Here is a 17,734-nt window from a genome sequence, read left to right as displayed (position 1 = left end):
GATCAGTCCTCGGGGGTGATCGTCAGCGAGACCTCGGTGCCCGCCTCGAGGGTGCGGCCCACCGTGCACACCTTGTCGACGGAGCGTTCGACGAGGGCGATGAGGCGGTCCCGTGCGTCTGCGTCGAGCTCCGACAGGTCGAGGATCATCTCCTCCTCGAGGTGCGGGTAGACCTCGTTCTCGCGGTCGGCGGCACCGGAGACGCGGATCGTCGCGTCGTAGTCGTCGCCGAGTCGGCGGGACAGCGGGAAGTCCGAAGCCATGCCGGAGCACGCGGCGAGCGCGATCTTGAGCAGCTCGCCCGGGGTGAAGACGCCCTCGACGCTCTCCGAGCCGATGAGCACCTCGGCGCCGCGGGAGCTGCGTCCGGTGTAACGGCGCGTGCCGGTGCGCTCGACCCACAGCTCGGTGGTGGGAAGGTCGGAAGTCTGGTCAGCCATGGAGGAAATCCTGCCATGTCCCGTCGACCGCGATGTCGCGCAGGATGGTCACGAAGTCCTCGACCTCGGCGGACGACGCGTCGGCACTGCGTCGCAGCACTCCGACCGGTTCGACGGTGCCCGCGGTGGGTAGGTCCAGGCGCCGGACCACGCCGTCGGCGAGGTCGTCCCGGGCTGCGCGTTCGGTGGTGATCCACACGGCGTCGCTGCGCCGCACCACCCCGCGTGCCACGGCGAGGTCGAGTGTCTCGATCAGCCCGACCGGCAGTCGCAGGCCGTGACGTTCGAACAATGCCTCGGTCGCGTGGCGCGGTACGGTTCCGCTGGTCGCGACCACCAGGGGGTGTTCGAGCGTGTCGGCGACGGAGACGGAACGCCCGGCGAGGGGGTGGCCGGGCCGGACGACGAGGATCAGCGTCTCCGCGTACAGGAGCTCGAACGACAGCCCCACCATCCGGGACGGTTCGGCCATGCGCCCGAGGACGACGTCGAGGGCGCCGGCGGCGAGCGCCGACAGCAGGACGGCATTGGGGTCGGTGCGGATCCGGATGTCCAGATCGGCGCGCACGCGGCGCAGCTCCGCCAGAGCTTCGGGGAGTACGTACCCGGCCACGGTGGGTAGTGCCCCGATCCGCAGCGGCTCGCGGGCGGGTTCGGCCGCTCCCGCCAGTGCGGCCACAGCTGCGTCCAGTGAGGTGGTGACGTCCTGCGCGTATCGCAGGAAGCGGTGACCCGCCGCGGTGAGGCGCGCACCGTGTCGGCCGCGGTCGAGGAGTTTCGCTCCGGCGAGCACCTCGAGCTCGTTGAGTGTCTTCGTGACGGCCGGCTGACTCAGCTGCAACAGCTCGGCGGCCCGACCGACCTGACCCTCGCGCGCGACGGTGACGAAACATCTCAGGTGCCGGAGGCGGATGCGTCGCACCTGCTCCGGGACGGACGAGGACGGACCGAACGCGGATTGCATTACTGAAAGTTATGAATCAACTGCCGTTTTGTCAATTTACATGAGTTTTTATTCACCTTATGGTTGTGTCCACAGCTCAGAGATCGGAGATCGCATGTCCACCGGCGAATACGTCGAGCGCGACCACACACTGCACCCACCCGCGCTCACCCCCGGCTACCGCACGTCGGTGCTGCGCGCACCGCGCAACGCGCTCATCACGCCGAAGCCGACCCTGTCGGAGATCACCGGACCTGTCTTCCGCAGCGACGAGCTCGGCGCCCTCGACAACGACCTGATCCTGAACTTCTCGAAGGACGGCCTGCCGATCGGTGAGCGCATCATCGTCCACGGCTTCGTCAAGGACGAGTTCGGCAATCCGGTCGAGGGCGCACTCGTCGAGGTGTGGCAGGCCAACGCCGGTGGCCGGTACCGCCACAAGAAGGACACCTATCTCGCTCCCATCGATCCGAACTTCGGCGGTTGCGGGCGGATGCTCACGGACGCGAACGGCTACTACCAGTTCCGGACGATCAAACCCGGCGCATATCCGTGGGGCAACAGCCGCAACGCCTGGCGCCCGGCGCACATCCACGTGTCGATCCTCGGCCGTGGGTGGGCCCAGCGCCTGATCACCCAGCTGTACTTCGAGGGCGACCCGCTCATCGAGAAGTGCCCGATCGCGCGGACGATCCCGACCGTGGATCAGCTCCGCAGCCTGATCGCCCAGGAGGCCCCCGCCTCCAACGCGCCGTTCGACGCCCGCGCCTACCGCTGGGACATCACCCTGCGCGGTCGCCGCGCCACCTTCTTCGAGAACACCGACCTCCCGGGAGCCCCGCGATGAGCCTGCCCACCGATCCCTACCGGCCCGTGCCCCCGCTGCTCCCCCGCGCGATGGTCACGCGTTTCCCGGAAACGCCCTCGCAGACCGGCGGCCCGTACGTCCACATCGGGCTCGCGCCGCAGCAGGCCGGCTTCGACATCTTCGACAACAACTTCGGCAACGTCCTCGTCACCGACGAGACCGAGGGCGAGCGAATCGTGTTGGAGGGCCGCGTCATCGACGGCACCGGCACCCCGGTGCGCGACGCCCTGCTCGAGAACTGGCAGGCGAACGCGCACGGCCGGTACGCACATCCGGACGACGCACAGGACAAGGATCTCGATCCGAACTTCCGCGGCTGGGGACGCACCGGCGGCGACTTCGAGACGGGCGTGTTCACGATCGAGACGATCAAGCCCGGGGCCGTCACCAACCCCGACGGCTCCGTCTCGGCACCCCACATCCTGCTGGTGATCTTCGCGCGCGGAATCAACCTCGGGCTGCACACGCGGGTCTACTTCGAGGACGAGGCCGGGCTCAACGCCGAGGATCCCGTCCTGAAGGGCATCGAATGGGAGGTGCGGCGCAACACCCTGATCGCGTCGCGTTCCGAGCGCGACGGACGCACCGTCTACACGATCGACATCCGGCTGCAGGACACTCCGGACGGTGGCGCCGAGACGGTCTTCTTCGACATCTGAACCACCACCTTTCCGAACGGCCCGGTATGCGCGTGCGCTACCGGGTCGTTCGCGGTCGTGGCTGACACTTCGGGCAGCTGTACGACGAGCGGTTCATGAACTTCTCGCGGCGGATCGGCGCGCCGCAGCGTCGGCACGGCTCGTTCTCGCGTCCGTAGACGTTCAGGGAACGCTCGAAGTAGCCGGACTCCCCGTTGACGTTGACGTACAGGGCGTCGAACGACGTACCACCCTGCCCGAGGGCCTCCGCCATCACCTCGGTGGCCGCATCGAGAGCCGACCGGAGCTTCGGACGCGACAGCGCGTCGGTGGGCCGGTTCCCGTGAATCCTTGCGCGCCACAGCGCTTCGTCGGCGTAGATGTTGCCGATGCCGGAGACGACGGTCTGGTCGAGCAGCGCACGCTTGATCTCGGTGTGCTTGGTGCGCAGCACGGCCACGACCGCATCCGGGTCGAACCGGGGATCCATCGGGTCGCGGGCGATGTGCGCGACCGGCAGCGGCAGACGATCACCGTCCACCTCCACGAGCGGGGCCAGGGCCCAGCCTCCGAAGGTGCGCTGGTCGACGAAACGCAGATCGGCACCGTTGTCGAGGACGGCGCGGATACGCAGATGCTTCTCGTCCGGCACGGTCGGAGGCTGCACGAGCATCTGCCCGCTCATCCCCAGATGCACCACGAGAGCCAGATCGGCCGGTTCGAGCACGAGCCACATGTACTTGCCGCGGCGCTCGACCGAAGCGACCTTCTGACCGGTCACCTGCAGTGCGAGATCGCGCGGACCGGGCTCGTGCCGTCGGACGGCACGCGGATGCAGCACCTGCACCGAGTCCACAGTCGCGCCGACGACGTGCGCGTCGAGTCCGCGACGGACCACCTCGACCTCGGGAAGTTCGGGCACCTGCGGTCAGTTGTCCTCGGTGGGCGTGTCGGCGGATCCGGACTGCTGGTCGGAAGCCCCGGCATCACCGGTCTCGGCAGCAGTGCCCTCGGTCAGCGCGTTCCATGCGGCCGACGCGGCCTTCTGCTCGGCTTCCTTCTTGGTGCGTCCGACACCGGTGCCGTAGGGATTGCCACCGATGAGGGCGGTGGCGGTGAATTCCTTGTCGTGATCCGGACCGGTGGCGGTGATCTCGTAGGCGGGAACACCGAGACCGCGCTCGGCGGTGAGTTCCTGCAGACTCGTCTTCCAGTCCAGACCGGCACCGAGGCGCGGGCCGCGTTCGAGCAGCGCGGCGAACAGGCGCAGAACCACTTCGCGCGCGACATCGATGCCGTGCGCGAGATGGACGGCGCCGAGGAGCGATTCCATTCCGTCGGCCAGGATGCTGGCCTTGTCGCGTCCGCCCGTCAGTTCCTCGCCCTTGCCGAGCAGGAGATGCACTCCGAGCCCGCCTTCTCCGAGGCCGCGCGCCACCTCGGCGAGCGCGTGCATGTTGACAACGCTCGCGCGGATCTTGGCGAGTTCGCCCTCGGACTTGTCCGGGTGGGTGAGGTAGAGCTTTTCGGTCACCGCGAGCCCGAGGACGGCATCGCCGAGGAACTCGAGACGTTCGTTGGTGGGCAATCCGCCGTTCTCGTAGGCGTACGAGCGGTGGGTGAGCGCCAAGGACAGGAGTTCTGCGTCCAGAGGCACGCCGAGGGCGGCGAGGAGAGACTCGTGGCTCTCTTCGCCGCCCTCGGTAGCTGTTTCGGAGGACTTGCTCGTCACGTGAATACCGATTAGACGGGCGCGGTCACCTGACGGCCGTTGTAGGTGCCGCACGACGGGCACGCCACGTGGGGCAGCTTCTTCTCTCCGCAACCCCGGTTCGGGCAGGTGACGAGCGTCGGCGCAGTGGTGTTCCACTGGCTGCGCCGCGACCGGGTGTTGGAACGCGACATTCTGCGCTTGGGGACGGCCACGTCTACTTCTCCTCGTTGTTCGAGCTGTCGATTTGACTGCTGGGTTCTTCGGAGCCCGCGCCGAACTTGGCTGCCAACCCAGCCCAGCGAGGATCCATTGTCTCATGACGGTGCCCGGATTCTGCAATCGCCAGGCGAATGCCGCATTCGGGGCACAATCCCGCACAGTCGTCACTACACAACGGCTGCAGCGGAAGTTCCAGACCAACCGCGTTCACGAGGACCGGTTCGAGATCGATCAGATCGTTCTCGACGCGGTACACCTCGTCGTCCTCGGTGGTCTGCTCAGTGACGCTGTTCGGGTAGGCGAACAGCTCGGTGAGGTACACGTCCACCGGCTCGGTGAACGACTCGAGGCATCGAGAGCACTCGCCGAGGGCGTCGACACGAACACTACCGGTGACCAGGACGCCCTCGGACACCGACTCCAGGCGGAGATCGAGATCGATCTCGGAGCCTTCCTCGATCGCGATCAGATCGAGCCCGATGCGCGAGGGTGACGGCACCTTCCGCTCGACCGTACGCATCGAACCGGGCCGGCGGCCCAGGGAGAGCGTGTCGAACACCAGCCCCGAGTCCCGGCCGGAACGGGACGTGCTGGAATCACGGGTGGACACGGGGAACTCACCTTCTTCGGACGACGCAGGACACGACTCGGTCGTGATAGGGCAACCGCTCCATGATACGCGATGGGCGGCAGGAGCGAAAATCCCGCGGGTCAGCGGCGACGGCTCGCCCGGTGGTCGGCCTCCGCGAAGTCGGGAGCACCCGACAGCCGCAGCTGCTGCCGGCCGCGGCCGACGGACCGCAGCGTGGTGCCGAGCAGTTCCTCGAACTCTCCCAGCTTGCCGTCGATGTACTCGTCGCACTCCGTCCGGAGACGGTCGGACTCGGCGTGGGCCGAATCGATGACACGCGCCGACTCGGCGTGTGCGGCCTGCACGACCTCGGTCTGCGACACCAGACGTGCCTTCTCGGCCTCGCCCTCGGCCACGGAACGCTCGTAGGACGCCTGCCCGGACTCGACCAGACGGTCGGCCTCGACGCGGGCACGTCCGGTCACGCTCTCGTACTGCTTGTTGCCCTCGGCGACGAGATCGTCGGCCTCGGCCTGCGCATCGCGCACCAGTTCCTCGGCGTGGGCGCGGGCCTCCTTGACCATCCGGTCCGCTTGGGCCTTCGCGTCCGCGAGCATGCGGTCGGCGTCGGCGCGCGCGTCCTCGAGGAGGGTGCGTGCCTCCTCGTCGGCGTCCCCGACCGTCTTGTCGGCCTGAGCCCGCGCGTCGTTGATCAGCTTGTCACGGTGATCGAGGACGTCCTGCGCGTCGTCGAGTTCGGGCGGCAACGCATCGCGCACGTCGTCGAGCAATTCGAGGACATCGCCGCGCGGTACCACGCAGCTCGCCGTCATCGGAACGCTACGTGCCTCTTCGACGATTGCGACCAGCTCGTCGAGTGCCTCGAATACCCGGTACACGCCCAACCCCAATCACTCGCTCGACACGACCGGTGCGGCCGCGCCGCCGTCCAGTCTGCCGCAGCGCAGGGCACGCTCGTGTGCCCTGCGCTCGGTGTGTCGGGATACGGCCGTCACAGGCCGTGCGGAGGTCCGGTCTATTTCGCGGCGGCTCGCTCGGCCAGGCGCGTGAGCAGACGATCGTGCACGGAGCCCGGCAGCATCTCGGAGACGTCGCCACCGTAGGTCGCGACCTCCTTGACGAGCGAGCTCGAAAGGTAGCTGTAGACCGGGTTGGTGGCGACGAACAGCGTGTCGACGCCGGTGAGCTTGTGGTTCATCTGCGCCATCTGCAGCTCGTAGTCGAAATCGTTGGCGCCGCGCAGGCCCTTGACGATCGCGGTGATCCCCCGCTCGCGGGCGTAGTCGACGAGCAGGCCCTGCCAGGCGTCGACCGTGACGTTCGGCAGGTGCGACGTGGCCTCGGTGAGCATCTCGAGGCGTTCGTCGATCGTGAACATCCCCTGCTTGTTGGGATTGATCGTGACGGTCACGACGACCTCGTCGAACTGGGCCGAGACCCTGCCGATGACGTCGAGGTGTCCGTTGGTGACCGGGTCGAAGGATCCTGGGCAGACCGCGCGGCTCATGACCCAGCACCGTAGCAGGTGGCGATTTCCACTCTCGTCTCGCCGTAGCGCTTCGACCTGCCGACCTCGAATCCCTGCGGCCACACCGTTTCCGGTGATCGCGACGACCGTTCGACCACGACGATCGAGCCGTCCTCGACCCAACCTCCGGACACCAGCGTCCCGAGCACGCCGGTGACGGCCTCCTCGGTCACGGCGTAGGGCGGGTCGGCCAGGACGAGGTCGTAGACGCGGTCGGGGGTGCCCGCAAGCACGGCGGATACCGGTGCGGTGCGCAGCACCGCACCGGACAGTCCGACCGTCGCGATGTTCTCGCGGATCACGCCCGCCGCCTTCGCGTCGGACTCGACGAGCATCGCGTGCTCGGCGCCGCGGGACAGCGCCTCGAGGCCGAGCGCCCCCGACCCCGCGTAGAGGTCGAGGACGGCGGCCCCGTCGATGTCCATGCGTGCGTCGAGCGAACTGAACAGGGCTTCGCGCACCCGTTCGGAGGTGGGCCGGGTTCCGCGGGGCGGCACCTTCAGGCGCCGCCCCCCTGCCCGGCCGGCGACGATCCGTGTCACTCGGCGCTGTCTCCCGTGGACACCTCGACGAGCAGGTCGCCACCTTCGACCTGTTGCACCGGCCCGATCGCGACGCGCGTGATGCGGCCGCCGCGCGGCGCGGTGATCGCGGCCTCCATCTTCATGGCCTCGATCGTGGCGACGGTGTCGCCCGCCGAGACGCTGTCGCCCTCGGACACGACGAGGGTGACCATGCCGGCGAACGGCGCCGCGACGTGACCGGGATGGTTGCGGTCGGCCTTCTCCGCGGCAGGGGTCTCCGCGGCCACCGAGCGGTCGCGCACCGACACCGGGCGCAGCTGCCCGTTGAGGATGCACATGACCGTGCGGTAACCCTTCTCGTCGGCATCGGAGATCGCCTCGAGGCCGATGAGCAGTTCGACACCCTTGTCCAGGCGCACCCGGTGCTCGTCGCCGTGCCGCAGACCGTAGAAGAACTGGTTGGCCGACAGCTCGGTGGTGTCGCCGTAGGTCTCGCGGTGCTGCTCGAACTCCTTCGCGGGGCCCGGGAAGAGCAGGCGGTTGAGCATGCGGCGACGCTCGTCGGACGAACCGCCGAGGGCCTTCTCCTCCTCCGGCGCGAGCGGGGTGATCGGCTTGGGCTCGGCGCGGCCCGACAGCGCCTTGCTGCGGAAGGGCTCCGGCCAGCCGCCGGCCGGGGTCCCGAGATCGCCGCGCAGGAAGCCGATCACCGAATCGGGGATGTCGTACTTGCCGGGCTCGGCGGCGAAGTCGTCGACCGAGACGCCCGCGCCCACGAGGTGCAGCGCGAGGTCGCCGACGACCTTGCTCGACGGCGTGACCTTGATCAGGCGGCCCAGGAGGCGGTCGGCGCCGGCGTAGGCGGCCTCGACTTCTTCGAATCGGTCGCCGAGGCCCAGCGCGATGGCCTGCTGGCGCAGGTTCGACAGCTGACCGCCGGGGATCTCGTGGGTGTAGACGCGGCCGGTCGGTGCGGGCAGCCCCGACTCGAACGGTGCGTACACCTTGCGCAGCGCCTCCCAGTACGGCTCGAGATCGCACACGGCCTGCAGGTCGAGACCGGTGTCGAACTCGCTGTTCGCCGCGGCGGCGACGATCGCCGACAGGGCGGGCTGGCTCGTCGTACCGGCCAGCGCCGCGGACGCACCGTCGACGGCGTCGGCACCGGCGTGCCAGGCCGCAAGGTAGGTGGCGAGCTGACCGCCCGGGGTGTCGTGCGTGTGCACGTGCACCGGCAGATCGAAGTTGCTCCGCAGCGCCGACACGAGCGTCGCGGCGGCCGGGGCGCGCAGCAGACCCGCCATGTCCTTGATGGCCAGGACGTGCGCACCGGCCTCGACGATCTCCTCGGCCAGACGCAGGTAGTAGTCGAGCGTGTAGATCGACTCGTTCGGGTTCGACAGGTCGCCGGTGTAGGACATCGCGACCTCGGCGAGGGTGGTGCCGGTCTCGCGCACCGCGTCGATTGCCGGACGCATCTGGTCGACGTTGTTCAGCGCGTCGAAGATGCGGAAGATGTCGATGCCGGTGTCGGTGGCCTCCTGCACGAAGGCGCGGGTGACGGCCTCCGGGTAGGGGGTGTAGCCGACGGTGTTGCGTCCGCGCAGCAACATCTGCAGGTTGATGTTCGGGATCGCCTCGCGCAGCGCCGCGAGCCGCTCCCACGGATCCTCGTGCAGGAAGCGCAGTGCGACGTCGTAGGTCGCGCCGCCCCACGCCTCGATCGACAGCAGTTGCGGCGTCATCCGGGCCACGTGCCCGGCCACCGTCAGCAGGTCCTTGCTGCGCACGCGGGTCGCGAGCAGCGACTGGTGGGCGTCGCGGAAGGTGGTGTCGGTGACGCCGATCGCCTTCTGGTCACGCAGCGCACGGGCGAAGCCCTCGGGTCCGAGCTCGAGCAGACGCTGACGCGAACCGGCCGGCGGCTCGGCGTTCAGGTCGATCGCGGGCAGCTTGTCGTGCGGGTAGACCGTCGTGGTGCGCTCGCCGTGCGGCTTGTTCACCGTCACGTCGGCGAGGTACCGCAGGATCTTGGTGCCGCGGTCGGCGGACGAGCGCAGAGTCAGCAGGTGCGGGCGCTCCTCGATGAACGAGGTGTTGACGTTGCCGCCGCGGAAGTCCTCGTCGTCGAGCACCGCCTGCAGGAACGGGATGTTCGTGGCGACACCGCGGATACGGAACTCGGCGACCGCGCGGCGCGCGCGGGCGACGGCGGTCTCGAAGTTGCGGCCGCGGCAGGTGAGCTTGACGAGCATCGAGTCGAAGTGGGCGGAGATCTCCGCGCCGACCGAGGTGCCGCCGTCGAGACGGATACCGGCACCGCCCGGAGTGCGGTAGCCGGTGATGCGGCCGGTGTCCGGACGGAACCCGTTGGCCGGGTCCTCGGTGGTGATGCGGCACTGCAGCGCCGCGCCGCGGATGGTGATGCCCTCCTGCGACAGGCCCAGTTCCTCGAGCGACTCGCCTGCGGCGATACGCAGCTGGGACTGCACAAGGTCGACGTCGGTGATCTCCTCGGTGACCGTGTGCTCGACCTGGATACGCGGGTTCATCTCGATGAACACGTGGTTGCCGCGTTCGTCGACGAGGAACTCGACGGTGCCCGCGCACTGGTAGCCGATCTCCTTGGCGAAGGCGACGGCGTCGGCGCAGATGCGGTCGCGAAGCTCGGGATCGAGATTCGGGGCGGGGGCGAGCTCGATGACCTTCTGGTGGCGGCGCTGCACCGAGCAGTCGCGCTCGTACAGGTGGATGACGTTGCCGTGCTTGTCGGCGAGGATCTGCACCTCGATGTGCCGCGGGTTGACCACGGCCTGCTCCAGGAAGACGGTGGGATCACCGAAGGCCGCGTCGGCCTCGCGGGAGGCGGCTTCGATGGCCTCGCGCAGTTGGGAGGGCTCGGCGACCCGGCGCATGCCGCGTCCGCCACCGCCGGCGACAGCCTTGACGAAGACCGGGAAGTTCATCGTTTCCGAGGCGGCGACCAGCTCGTCGACGTCCGACGACGGCTCCGACGACGCCAGCACCGGGAGGCCGGCGGCCTTCGCCGAGGCGATCGCGCGGGCCTTGTTGCCCGTCAGTTCGAGGATCTCCGCCGACGGACCGACGAAGGTGATGCCCGCTTCGGCGCACGCCGCGGCGAGGTCCGGATTCTCGGAGAGGAAGCCGTAGCCGGGGTAGATCGCGTCGGCACCGGCCGACACGGCCGCTTCGACGATCTTCTCGACCGACAGATATGCGCGGACCGGGTGCCCCTCCTCACCGATCTGATAGGCCTCGTCGGCCTTCAACCGGTGCAGGGAGTTCCGGTCTTCGTACGGGAACACCGCGACCGTCCCGGCGCCCAGTTCGTAGGCGGCACGGAATGCGCGGATCGCGATCTCGCCACGGTTGGCGACAAGCACTTTCGAGAACATTGGTCGACGGTACCGCGACGTAACATGCCGCCTTCGACGCGCGTTCCACATCGTGGGACAAGGCGCCCGGATGGCACGACTGGAACGATGCAGTCGGCCCCGTCGTAACACGGCGTCAACATGCCGGGCACGGCCACCGAAACCTCACCGCGGGTTCTGCGGCACGGTGTACGGAACGTAACTCAGGACTTGTCGAGATAGGCCACGCGCTCGGCGTCGAGCGCGGCCCGCACCATGCTTGCGAGCCCCGGGTGGTGTTCGAGGCCAGGATCCTTCTCCGTCACCGTCCGGGAGAAGTCGCGAGCCGCCTCGATGACGTCGGCGTCGTCGACGAGCGAGAGTAACCGCAGCGTCGACACGGTGCCGGACTGGGCGACGCCGAGGACGTCGCCCTCCCGGCGCAACTGCAGGTCGAGCTGGGCGAGTTCGAACCCGTCGGTGGTGCCGGCGACGGCCTCGAGCCGCATCATCGTCGGGGTCGCGGGCTTCGCGTCGGTCACGAGCAGGCACAGGCCCTGATGGCCGCCACGACCGACGCGACCCCGCAGCTGGTGCAACTGGCTGACACCGAACCGGTCGGCATCGACGATCACCATCACGGTCGCGTTCGGCACGTCGACACCGACCTCGACGACGGTCGTGCACACGAGCACGTCGAGCTCCGCGGCATTGAAGGCCTGCATCACCGCGTCCTTCTCGTCGCCGGGGAGGCGACCGTGCAGCAGCCCCACCCTCAGATCCCGCAGCGGACCGGAAGTGAGGAACTCGAACTGCTCGAGCACAGAGACGGTTTCGGGCGGGGCCTGCTTACCCTTCCCCGATCCCGACGGCTCGGGCCCGTCCGGATCGAAGAGCGCGTCGTCGTCGGAATCGCCGTCGCCGATGCGGGAACACACCACGTAGGCCTGCCGCCCCTCGGCGACCTCCTCGCGGATGCGTTCCCACGCGCGGTCGACCCACTTCGGATGCACCTTCGCCGGCACCACGCGGCTGACGATCGGCGACCGTCCTCTGGGGAGTTCGCGCAGGGTCGAGACCTCGAGGTCGCCGAGCACCGTCATCGCGATGGTGCGCGGGATGGGTGTTGCGGTCATCACCAGCACGTGCGGGGACGCGCCGTCGCGACCCCGCGAGCGCAGTGCGTCGCGCTGTTCGACACCGAAGCGGTGCTGCTCGTCGATCACCACCAGGCCGAGGTCGAAGAACTGCACCGTGTCCTCGATCAGCGCGTGCGTGCCGATGACGATGCCGGCATCGCCCGTCACCGCCTCGTTGAGCGCGGCCCGCTTGCGTGCGACCCCCATCGAGCCGGTCAGCAGGGTCACGCGGGTCGCGAGTTCGTGAGCGCCGAGTTCGCCCGCCGCGGCGAGATCGCCCAGCATCTTCGTGAGCGAGCGCGCGTGCTGCGCCGCGAGCACCTCGGTGGGTGCGAGCAACGCGCACTGCCGACCGGAGTCGATCACCTGCAGCATCGCCCGTAGCGCCACGATGGTCTTGCCGGAACCGACCTCGCCCTGGAGCAGCCGGTTCATGGGGTGTTCGCGTGCGAGATCGGCCGCGATCTCGTCGGCCACCGAGAGCTGCCCGGCCGTCAGTTCGAAGGGCAGCCGCCGGTCGAACTCGTCGGCGATCCCGCCCTCGCGGCGCGGGCAGGACGGCGCCGACCGCACCTCGACGTCGTGCCGGCGTCCGGCGAGCACGAGCTGCACCGCGGCGGCCTCGTCGAACCGCAGACGGTCGCGTGCCCGGTCGATCTCCTGCTTCGTGTCGGGCAGGTGGATCGAGCGGAGCGCCTCGTCGAGGCCCACGAAGCCGTGCTCGTCGCGCACCCACTCGGGCAGCGGATCGTCGACGTGGTCGAGCTGGTCGAGCACCTGCCGCACGCAGCGCATGACGGTCCACGACTCGACCTCGCGGGTCGCGCGGTACATCGGGATCAGCGCGCGGTCGAAGACCGACATGTCGACTCCCGATCCGTCCTGCGCGGTGCGGGCGAGACCCGCCAGGGCGCCGGCGCCCCGCACCCGCGCGGGGGTCGCCGAGACCAGGTCCTCGGCGTCGCGCGGTTCGGGCAGCACGAGATAGCTCGGATGGGTCAGGCTCCACTTGTCGCGGAAGTACTTCACGGTGCCGGAGAACATCGCGCGCACGCCGGGCTTGATGTTGTGCTTGACCCGGTGCGGGTTGAAGAAGGTGACGTCGATGCTGTGGCGATCGGAGCGCAACCGCACCGCGAGGCGTTTGCCGGCGCGGGATTTCATCGGCACCTCCTGCGCCGACTCGACCCGCGCGATGATCGTGATGTGCTGGCCCTCCGCGGGCTGGCTCTCGCCGAGTTCGGCGCCCTGGGTGGCGTAGCGGTGCGGATAGTGCCTCAGTAGATCCTCGACGGTGGTCATCCCGAACGCGTCGTGCAAGGCGTCCGCCGTCTTGCGGCCGAGGACATGATCGAGCCGGTCCGCGAGTGTCGCCACTGCCGTCCCTTCCGCTACTCCTGCGGTGGCCTCGCGGCGCACCGGCTACTCGACGCCCAGCTGCAGCAGGTCGCCGCGCTGACCGCCCTGGTAGACCACCACGTCGATCTCCGGGTGACGGCGATCGAGGTGGGCGGCCAGTTGCTCGACGAGTCCGTCGGGGGCGTCGGCGCCGACCAGCATCGTCACGAGCTCGCCGCCCGCGGCGAGAATCCTGTCGAGCAGCGACGCTCCCGCTGTCACCAGATCATGCTCGATCACTACGACATCATGGCCGGCCAGTCCGAGACTGTCGCCGGGCTCGCACGTTCCGACCCAGGTCAGCGCGCGTTCGTTCGCGTACCGCAGCGATCCCCAGCGCACGCACGACGCCGCCTCCGACATCGCGAAGGCGTCGTCGACCGTCGCGCGCATCGGATCGTGCACGGCCAACGAGGCCAGCCCCTGGACGACGGAGGAGGACGGCAGGAACATCACGTCACGGTCGTCCCGCCGCGCCCGGGCGCCCACGGCGACGACGTCCTGCGCGGAGAGCGCACCGTTGGGCAGCACCAGGACGTCCCGGCTCGGCAGTGCCCGGATCGCCTCGAGCAGTTCGTCCGGGGCTGAGATCTCCTCGGCCCGCAGCACCCGGGCACCCTCCGCCTCGAACAGTTCGGCCGCGCCCTCGCCGCCCACCACTGCGAGGACCGCCCGGGACTGTTCCTCCGCCGACTCGGCACGGACCCGGGCGGGAGCCGTGCCCAGCGCCACGGGACCGTCGCCGCACCCGCGACGCGCGGACTCGAGCGCGAAGCACGTGATGTCGATGCGGCTCAGCGACCCCGCCGCGAGACCGGCCTCCACGGCAGCTCCGGGCTCGCAGCAGTGCACGTGAACGGACCAGCACCCCGATCCCCCGGACACGATCGCGACCGAGTCGCCGAGCGCGTCGAGGGAGGACCTCAAGGCATCCATGCGCGCGTCGTCGGAATTCCCGACGAGATACATCACTTCGTACTCCTGCTGGTCGCTGTCGTGACGTTCGTCGACGATCTCGGGTTCGACGACAGGCCGCGAGGTGCCGGCGAGCACCATCCGGCGATCGGGCCGTATTCCGGTGGTGACCTCCACCAGGCAGTCGAGCAGCACGAGCAGGCCGAGGCCGCCGGCGTCGACGACCCCTGCCTCGGCGAGGACGTCGAGCTGGGTGGTGGTGCGCTGCAGCGCGTCGGCGGCGGCGTCGGCACTCGCGACGGCGACATCGCACACGGTCGCATCCGTCTCCGAGGCGACGCGGGTCGCGCCCTCGGCCGCAGCTTCGAGGACGCTGACGATGGTGCCCTTCGCGGGTGCGCTGAGCGCTCCGGTCACGAGCGTCGCGGCGTTGGAGAAGGCGGCGGCGAGGTCCCGGGCGCCGACCGTCGTCAGTCCCGCGATCGCGTCGGCGAGACCGCGCAGTGCCTGTGCCAGGATGATCCCGGAATTGCCCCGCGCCCCGGCGAAGGCACCACGCGCGAGCCCTTCGGCGACGTCGGATGCGGTGAGCGCGCCGTCCACGGGCCCGCCGATCCGGGCCGCCGCGGCCTGCAGGGTGATCAGCAGATTGTTTCCGGTGTCCCCGTCGGGCACCGGGAAGACGTTGAGCGAGTTGATCTCCGCTCGGCGCTGTTCGAGCGCTTCCACACCGAACTCGACCCACCGGCGCAGCGCCCGCCCGTCCACCGTGTCCTCGGCTCCGAGCAACGATTCCACCCCCTTCGCCTCGTCCTGCGAGCATCGTCCACCTCTGCGATCGGTACCGTTGCGCACGGTGCCGAGCCCTGGCGAACAGGTTAGCCGCGAGTCGTCGCACCGTCCGGTTTGGCCAACCGCCCTCGAGTTCGCTAAGCTTGCCGGGTTGCCTCGCACGGGCGGCTCGTTCCCCGTGTTCGCAAGGCGAAACAACAGACAGAAGATCTATCCACTAGACACAAGGAGTTCGCGACATGGCTGCCGTCTGCGACGTATGCGCCAAGGGCCCCGGCTTCGGGAAGTCGGTCTCGCACTCGCACCGGCGTACCAACCGTCGCTGGAACCCGAACATCCAGAGCGTGCGCGCTCAGGTTGCACCGGGCAACACCCGCAAGATGAACGTGTGCACCTCCTGCCTCAAGGCCGGCAAGGTCGTCCGCGGCTGATTCCCGGTCGAGTCGTCGCGAAGGCCCCCTGCGCTGATTGCGCAGGGGGCCTTCGCCGTTCGATCCTGCGGCCCGATATCGTGCGGGAATGACCGAGAACCAAGTTTCCTTCCCCGACAGCGACTCTCTCCGTTCACTGGTGAGCGTGGAGGACCGCGTCCTGCGGATCGCCGTGGCGACCTCCGAGCACGGCACCTCCCTGTCCCCCGCAGGGATGGAGCAGGGCATCGCAGCCCTGCGTGCGGCAGGCCCGGAGATCGGCGCCGTGCTGCTCGTCGGTGAGGGTGCGAACTTCTGCGCGGGCGGCAACGTCCACGGATTCGCCGCGGCCGAGGACCGTGGCGCCCACCTGCTCGAGATCGCGAACCTTTTCCATGACTTCGTGCGCGCACTGGAGAAGGCGGCCGTGCCGGTCGTCGCCGCCGTGCACGGCTGGGCCGCCGGCGCCGGCATGAGCCTGGCGCTGCTCGCCGACATCGCGCTCGCCGGCCCCGGCACGAAGATGCGCGCCGCGTACCCGTCGATCGGCTTCTCCCCCGACGGCGGCATGTCGTGGACCCTGCCGCGGATCGTCGGCCCGTCGCGGGCACGGGAGATCATCATGACCGACGCCGTGATCGGCGCCGACGAAGCCGTGCGCCTGGGTCTGCTCAGCCGGCTCGTCGCCGACGGCGAGATCCAAAGCGAAGGGTTGCGACTCGCACGAACCCTCGCGCACGGCCCCACGCAGTCCTACGCCGCCATCCGCTCGCTCGTGGCGGGCTCGGCCGGACGATCGCTGTCCGACCACCTCGATGCCGAAGCCGCCTCGATCTCCGCGGCCGCGACGACGCCCACGGGTATCGAGGGTGTCGACGCCTTCGTCGCCAAGCGGCGTCCGGACTGGGATTCGGCCCGCGCCTGACATCCCGGCGGCGGATCGGTGGTCAGGGCAGTCGCCAGTCCACCGGTTCGCCGCCCTGCTCGACGAGCAGGGCGTTCGCGCGGCTGAACGGACGCGACCCGAAGAATCCGCGTGAGGCCGACAGCGGGGACGGGTGCGCCGACTTCACGGTGGGCACACCACCGAGCATGGGTTCGAGGGTCGCCGCGTCGCGGCCCCACAGGATCGCGACGAGCGGGGTACCGCGCGCGACCAGCGCGCGGATCGCCTGCTCGGTGACGGCCTCCCAGCCCTTGCCGCGGTGCGAGGCCGGCTGGCCCGGCGCGACGGTGAGGACCCGGTTGAGCAACAGGACACCGTGCTCGGTCCACGGCGACAGGTCGCCCGTGGAGGGCTGCGGCAGACCGAGATCGTCGGTGTACTCGCGGTAGATGTTGGCGAGACTGCGCGGGATCGGCCGGACGGCCGGAGCCACCGAGAAGCTCAGTCCCACAGCGTGACCCGGAGTGGGATAGGGATCCTGCCCGACGATCAGGACGCGGACGGACTCGAACGGCTGTGTGAAGGCACGCAGCACGTTCGGACCGGACGGCAGGTAACTGCGGCCCGCGGCGAGTTCGGCGCGGAGGAACTGCCCCATCGCGGTGATGTCACCTGCGACGGGTTCGAGTGCTCGCGCCCAGCCCGGGTCGACGAGTTCGGACAGGGGCCGACCGGCACGGGGCTCGTCCGCTCCCCCGTCCGCGGACTGTGTGTCGACGGTGTCGGCCACCTGTCACTCCTGGTCGATGCGGCGGAGAGCGGTCCGGTAGTAGGCGGCGTTCGCCGCATACATCTCGGCGTTGGGGTCGAATTCGTTCTCGGGGATCTCGTAGCCCTCGCGGACCTTCGCGGGGATGCCCATCGCCATGCGGCGGGGCGGAAGTTCGAAGCGCGGTGGGATCAGGGCGCCGGCGGCGACCTGCGCTCCGGCGCCGATGACCGATCCGTTGAGGACGAGCGAACCCGAGCCGATCAGCGCGCCGTCACCGATCGTGGAGCCCTCGATGTGCGCGTTGTGCCCGACGACGCACCGCGCGCCGATGACGGTGGCCTCGATCGCGGTGCAGTGGATGATCGTGCCGTCCTGGATGTTGGTCTTCTCCCCCACGGTGATCGTGCCGTAGTCCCCGCGCAGCACCGCCGAGGGCCACACGGAGGCACCGGCACCGAGGGTGACGTTGCCGATCACGACCGCGTCGGGGTGAACCCACGCGTCGGGATGGATATCGGGGACACGCTCGCCGAGTGCGTAGACAGCCATGACTGCAGAACCTATCTCGAGCGAACCCCACCC

The 17,734-nt window shown here is 69.4% G+C and carries 18 protein-coding genes; 4 read left to right on the top strand and 14 right to left on the bottom strand.

Annotated elements, in window-relative coordinates:
* Window positions 1-2: 2 nt before the first annotated feature.
* Window positions 3-440 (bottom strand): OsmC family protein, encoded by a 438-nt coding sequence (locus IM25_RS14910; RefSeq protein WP_033096484.1) that lies wholly within the window; start codon window positions 438-440, stop codon window positions 3-5.
* Entirely contained in the window at window positions 433-1,404 is a 972-nt protein-coding gene (locus IM25_RS14905; protein ID WP_033096483.1) for a LysR substrate-binding domain-containing protein, read from the bottom strand. The genes IM25_RS14910 and IM25_RS14905 overlap by 8 nt, the downstream gene beginning before the upstream one ends.
* Window positions 1,405-1,498: 94 nt before the next feature.
* Here IM25_RS14905 and pcaH point away from each other — a divergent pair, with 94 nt between their 5' ends.
* A complete protein-coding gene (gene pcaH / locus IM25_RS14900; protein WP_065996145.1) occupies window positions 1,499-2,230 on the top strand; it encodes a protocatechuate 3,4-dioxygenase subunit beta in 732 nt (243 codons plus the stop codon).
* Window positions 2,227-2,910 carry a protocatechuate 3,4-dioxygenase subunit alpha gene (gene pcaG / locus IM25_RS14895; protein ID WP_033096482.1) on the top strand — a complete coding sequence of 228 codons (684 nt, stop codon included), beginning with the start codon at window positions 2,227-2,229 and terminating at the stop codon, window positions 2,908-2,910. The genes pcaH and pcaG overlap by 4 nt, the downstream gene beginning before the upstream one ends.
* 37 nt (window positions 2,911-2,947) lie before the next feature.
* Here pcaG and mutM read toward each other — a convergent pair whose 3' ends face one another.
* The 10 genes from mutM to IM25_RS14845 form a co-directional block, all read right to left on the bottom strand.
* Window positions 2,948-3,811, bottom strand: coding sequence for a bifunctional DNA-formamidopyrimidine glycosylase/DNA-(apurinic or apyrimidinic site) lyase (mutM, locus tag IM25_RS14890; RefSeq protein WP_006551210.1), 864 nt, complete (start codon window positions 3,809-3,811; stop codon window positions 2,948-2,950).
* A 6-nt stretch (window positions 3,812-3,817) separates the two neighbouring features.
* On the bottom strand, window positions 3,818-4,621 hold the full coding sequence (rnc, locus tag IM25_RS14885; protein WP_006551209.1) for a ribonuclease III: 804 nt from the start codon (window positions 4,619-4,621) through the stop codon (window positions 3,818-3,820).
* A gap of 11 nt (window positions 4,622-4,632) precedes the next feature.
* Window positions 4,633-4,815 (bottom strand): 50S ribosomal protein L32, encoded by a 183-nt coding sequence (gene rpmF / locus IM25_RS14880; RefSeq protein WP_006551208.1) that lies wholly within the window; start codon window positions 4,813-4,815, stop codon window positions 4,633-4,635.
* Window positions 4,816-4,817: 2 nt separating this feature from the next.
* Window positions 4,818-5,432 carry a YceD family protein gene (locus IM25_RS14875; protein ID WP_006551207.1) on the bottom strand — a complete coding sequence of 205 codons (615 nt, stop codon included), beginning with the start codon at window positions 5,430-5,432 and terminating at the stop codon, window positions 4,818-4,820.
* 101 nt (window positions 5,433-5,533) lie between these two features.
* Window positions 5,534-6,292 carry a DivIVA domain-containing protein gene (locus IM25_RS14870; protein ID WP_006551206.1) on the bottom strand — a complete coding sequence of 253 codons (759 nt, stop codon included), beginning with the start codon at window positions 6,290-6,292 and terminating at the stop codon, window positions 5,534-5,536.
* Between the two features lie 137 nt (window positions 6,293-6,429).
* Window positions 6,430-6,921 carry a pantetheine-phosphate adenylyltransferase gene (coaD, locus tag IM25_RS14865; protein WP_006551205.1) on the bottom strand — a complete coding sequence of 164 codons (492 nt, stop codon included), beginning with the start codon at window positions 6,919-6,921 and terminating at the stop codon, window positions 6,430-6,432.
* The gene (gene rsmD / locus IM25_RS14860) at window positions 6,918-7,484 is read right to left on the bottom strand and encodes a 16S rRNA (guanine(966)-N(2))-methyltransferase RsmD (RefSeq protein ID WP_006551204.1); all 567 of its coding nucleotides are present in this window, start codon (window positions 7,482-7,484) and stop codon (window positions 6,918-6,920) included. Before rsmD ends, coaD begins: the two co-directional genes overlap by 4 nt.
* A complete protein-coding gene (locus IM25_RS14855; RefSeq protein ID WP_006551203.1) occupies window positions 7,481-10,882 on the bottom strand; it encodes a pyruvate carboxylase in 3,402 nt (1,133 codons plus the stop codon). Before IM25_RS14855 ends, rsmD begins: the two co-directional genes overlap by 4 nt.
* A gap of 182 nt (window positions 10,883-11,064) precedes the next feature.
* A complete protein-coding gene (gene recG / locus IM25_RS14850; protein WP_033096481.1) occupies window positions 11,065-13,356 on the bottom strand; it encodes an ATP-dependent DNA helicase RecG in 2,292 nt (763 codons plus the stop codon).
* Between the two features lie 45 nt (window positions 13,357-13,401).
* Window positions 13,402-15,090: a DAK2 domain-containing protein gene (locus IM25_RS14845; protein WP_033096480.1), complete on the bottom strand. Its 1,689-nt coding sequence runs from the start codon at window positions 15,088-15,090 to the stop codon at window positions 13,402-13,404.
* Window positions 15,091-15,323: 233 nt separating this feature from the next.
* On the opposite strand from IM25_RS14845, the gene rpmB reads away from it, so the two are divergent.
* Window positions 15,324-15,515, top strand: coding sequence for a 50S ribosomal protein L28 (gene rpmB, locus IM25_RS14840; RefSeq protein WP_006551201.1), 192 nt, complete (start codon window positions 15,324-15,326; stop codon window positions 15,513-15,515).
* Between the two features lie 88 nt (window positions 15,516-15,603).
* On the top strand, window positions 15,604-16,419 hold the full coding sequence (locus IM25_RS14835) for an enoyl-CoA hydratase/isomerase family protein (RefSeq protein WP_006551200.1): 816 nt from the start codon (window positions 15,604-15,606) through the stop codon (window positions 16,417-16,419).
* A 22-nt stretch (window positions 16,420-16,441) separates the two neighbouring features.
* Here IM25_RS14835 and IM25_RS14830 read toward each other — a convergent pair whose 3' ends face one another.
* Together IM25_RS14830 and IM25_RS14825 are read right to left on the bottom strand one after the other, a co-directional pair.
* Window positions 16,442-17,170 (bottom strand): uracil-DNA glycosylase, encoded by a 729-nt coding sequence (locus tag IM25_RS14830; RefSeq protein WP_052039962.1) that lies wholly within the window; start codon window positions 17,168-17,170, stop codon window positions 16,442-16,444.
* A 3-nt stretch (window positions 17,171-17,173) separates the two neighbouring features.
* The gene (locus IM25_RS14825) at window positions 17,174-17,701 is read right to left on the bottom strand and encodes a gamma carbonic anhydrase family protein (protein ID WP_033096479.1); all 528 of its coding nucleotides are present in this window, start codon (window positions 17,699-17,701) and stop codon (window positions 17,174-17,176) included.
* Window positions 17,702-17,734: the final 33 nt, after the last annotated feature.

The organism is Rhodococcus sp. p52 (assembly GCF_000763325.2).
GTDB classification, from domain to species: Bacteria; Actinomycetota; Actinomycetes; order Mycobacteriales; family Mycobacteriaceae; genus Rhodococcus; species Rhodococcus pyridinivorans.
Note: the sequence above shows the minus strand (reverse complement) of the source record. Positions and strands in the feature narration are given on the sequence as shown.

Bases quoted from the DNA above. Each gene is read 5' to 3' on its own strand.
- IM25_RS14910 (WP_033096484.1), bottom strand. From the start codon at position 440: ATGGCTGACCAGACTTCCGACCTTCCCACCACCGAGCTGTGGGTCGAG.
- IM25_RS14905 (WP_033096483.1), bottom strand. From the start codon at position 1,404: ATGCAATCCGCGTTCGGTCCGTCCTCGTCCGTCCCGGAGCAGGTGCGA.
- pcaH (WP_065996145.1), top strand. From the start codon at position 1,499: ATGTCCACCGGCGAATACGTCGAGCGCGACCACACACTGCACCCACCC.
- pcaG (WP_033096482.1), top strand. From the start codon at position 2,227: ATGAGCCTGCCCACCGATCCCTACCGGCCCGTGCCCCCGCTGCTCCCC.
- coaD (WP_006551205.1), bottom strand. From the start codon at position 6,921: ATGAGCCGCGCGGTCTGCCCAGGATCCTTCGACCCGGTCACCAACGGA.
- IM25_RS14855 (WP_006551203.1), bottom strand. From the start codon at position 10,882: ATGTTCTCGAAAGTGCTTGTCGCCAACCGTGGCGAGATCGCGATCCGC.
- rpmB (WP_006551201.1), top strand. From the start codon at position 15,324: ATGGCTGCCGTCTGCGACGTATGCGCCAAGGGCCCCGGCTTCGGGAAG.
- IM25_RS14835 (WP_006551200.1), top strand. From the start codon at position 15,604: ATGACCGAGAACCAAGTTTCCTTCCCCGACAGCGACTCTCTCCGTTCA.
- IM25_RS14825 (WP_033096479.1), bottom strand. From the start codon at position 17,701: ATGGCTGTCTACGCACTCGGCGAGCGTGTCCCCGATATCCATCCCGAC.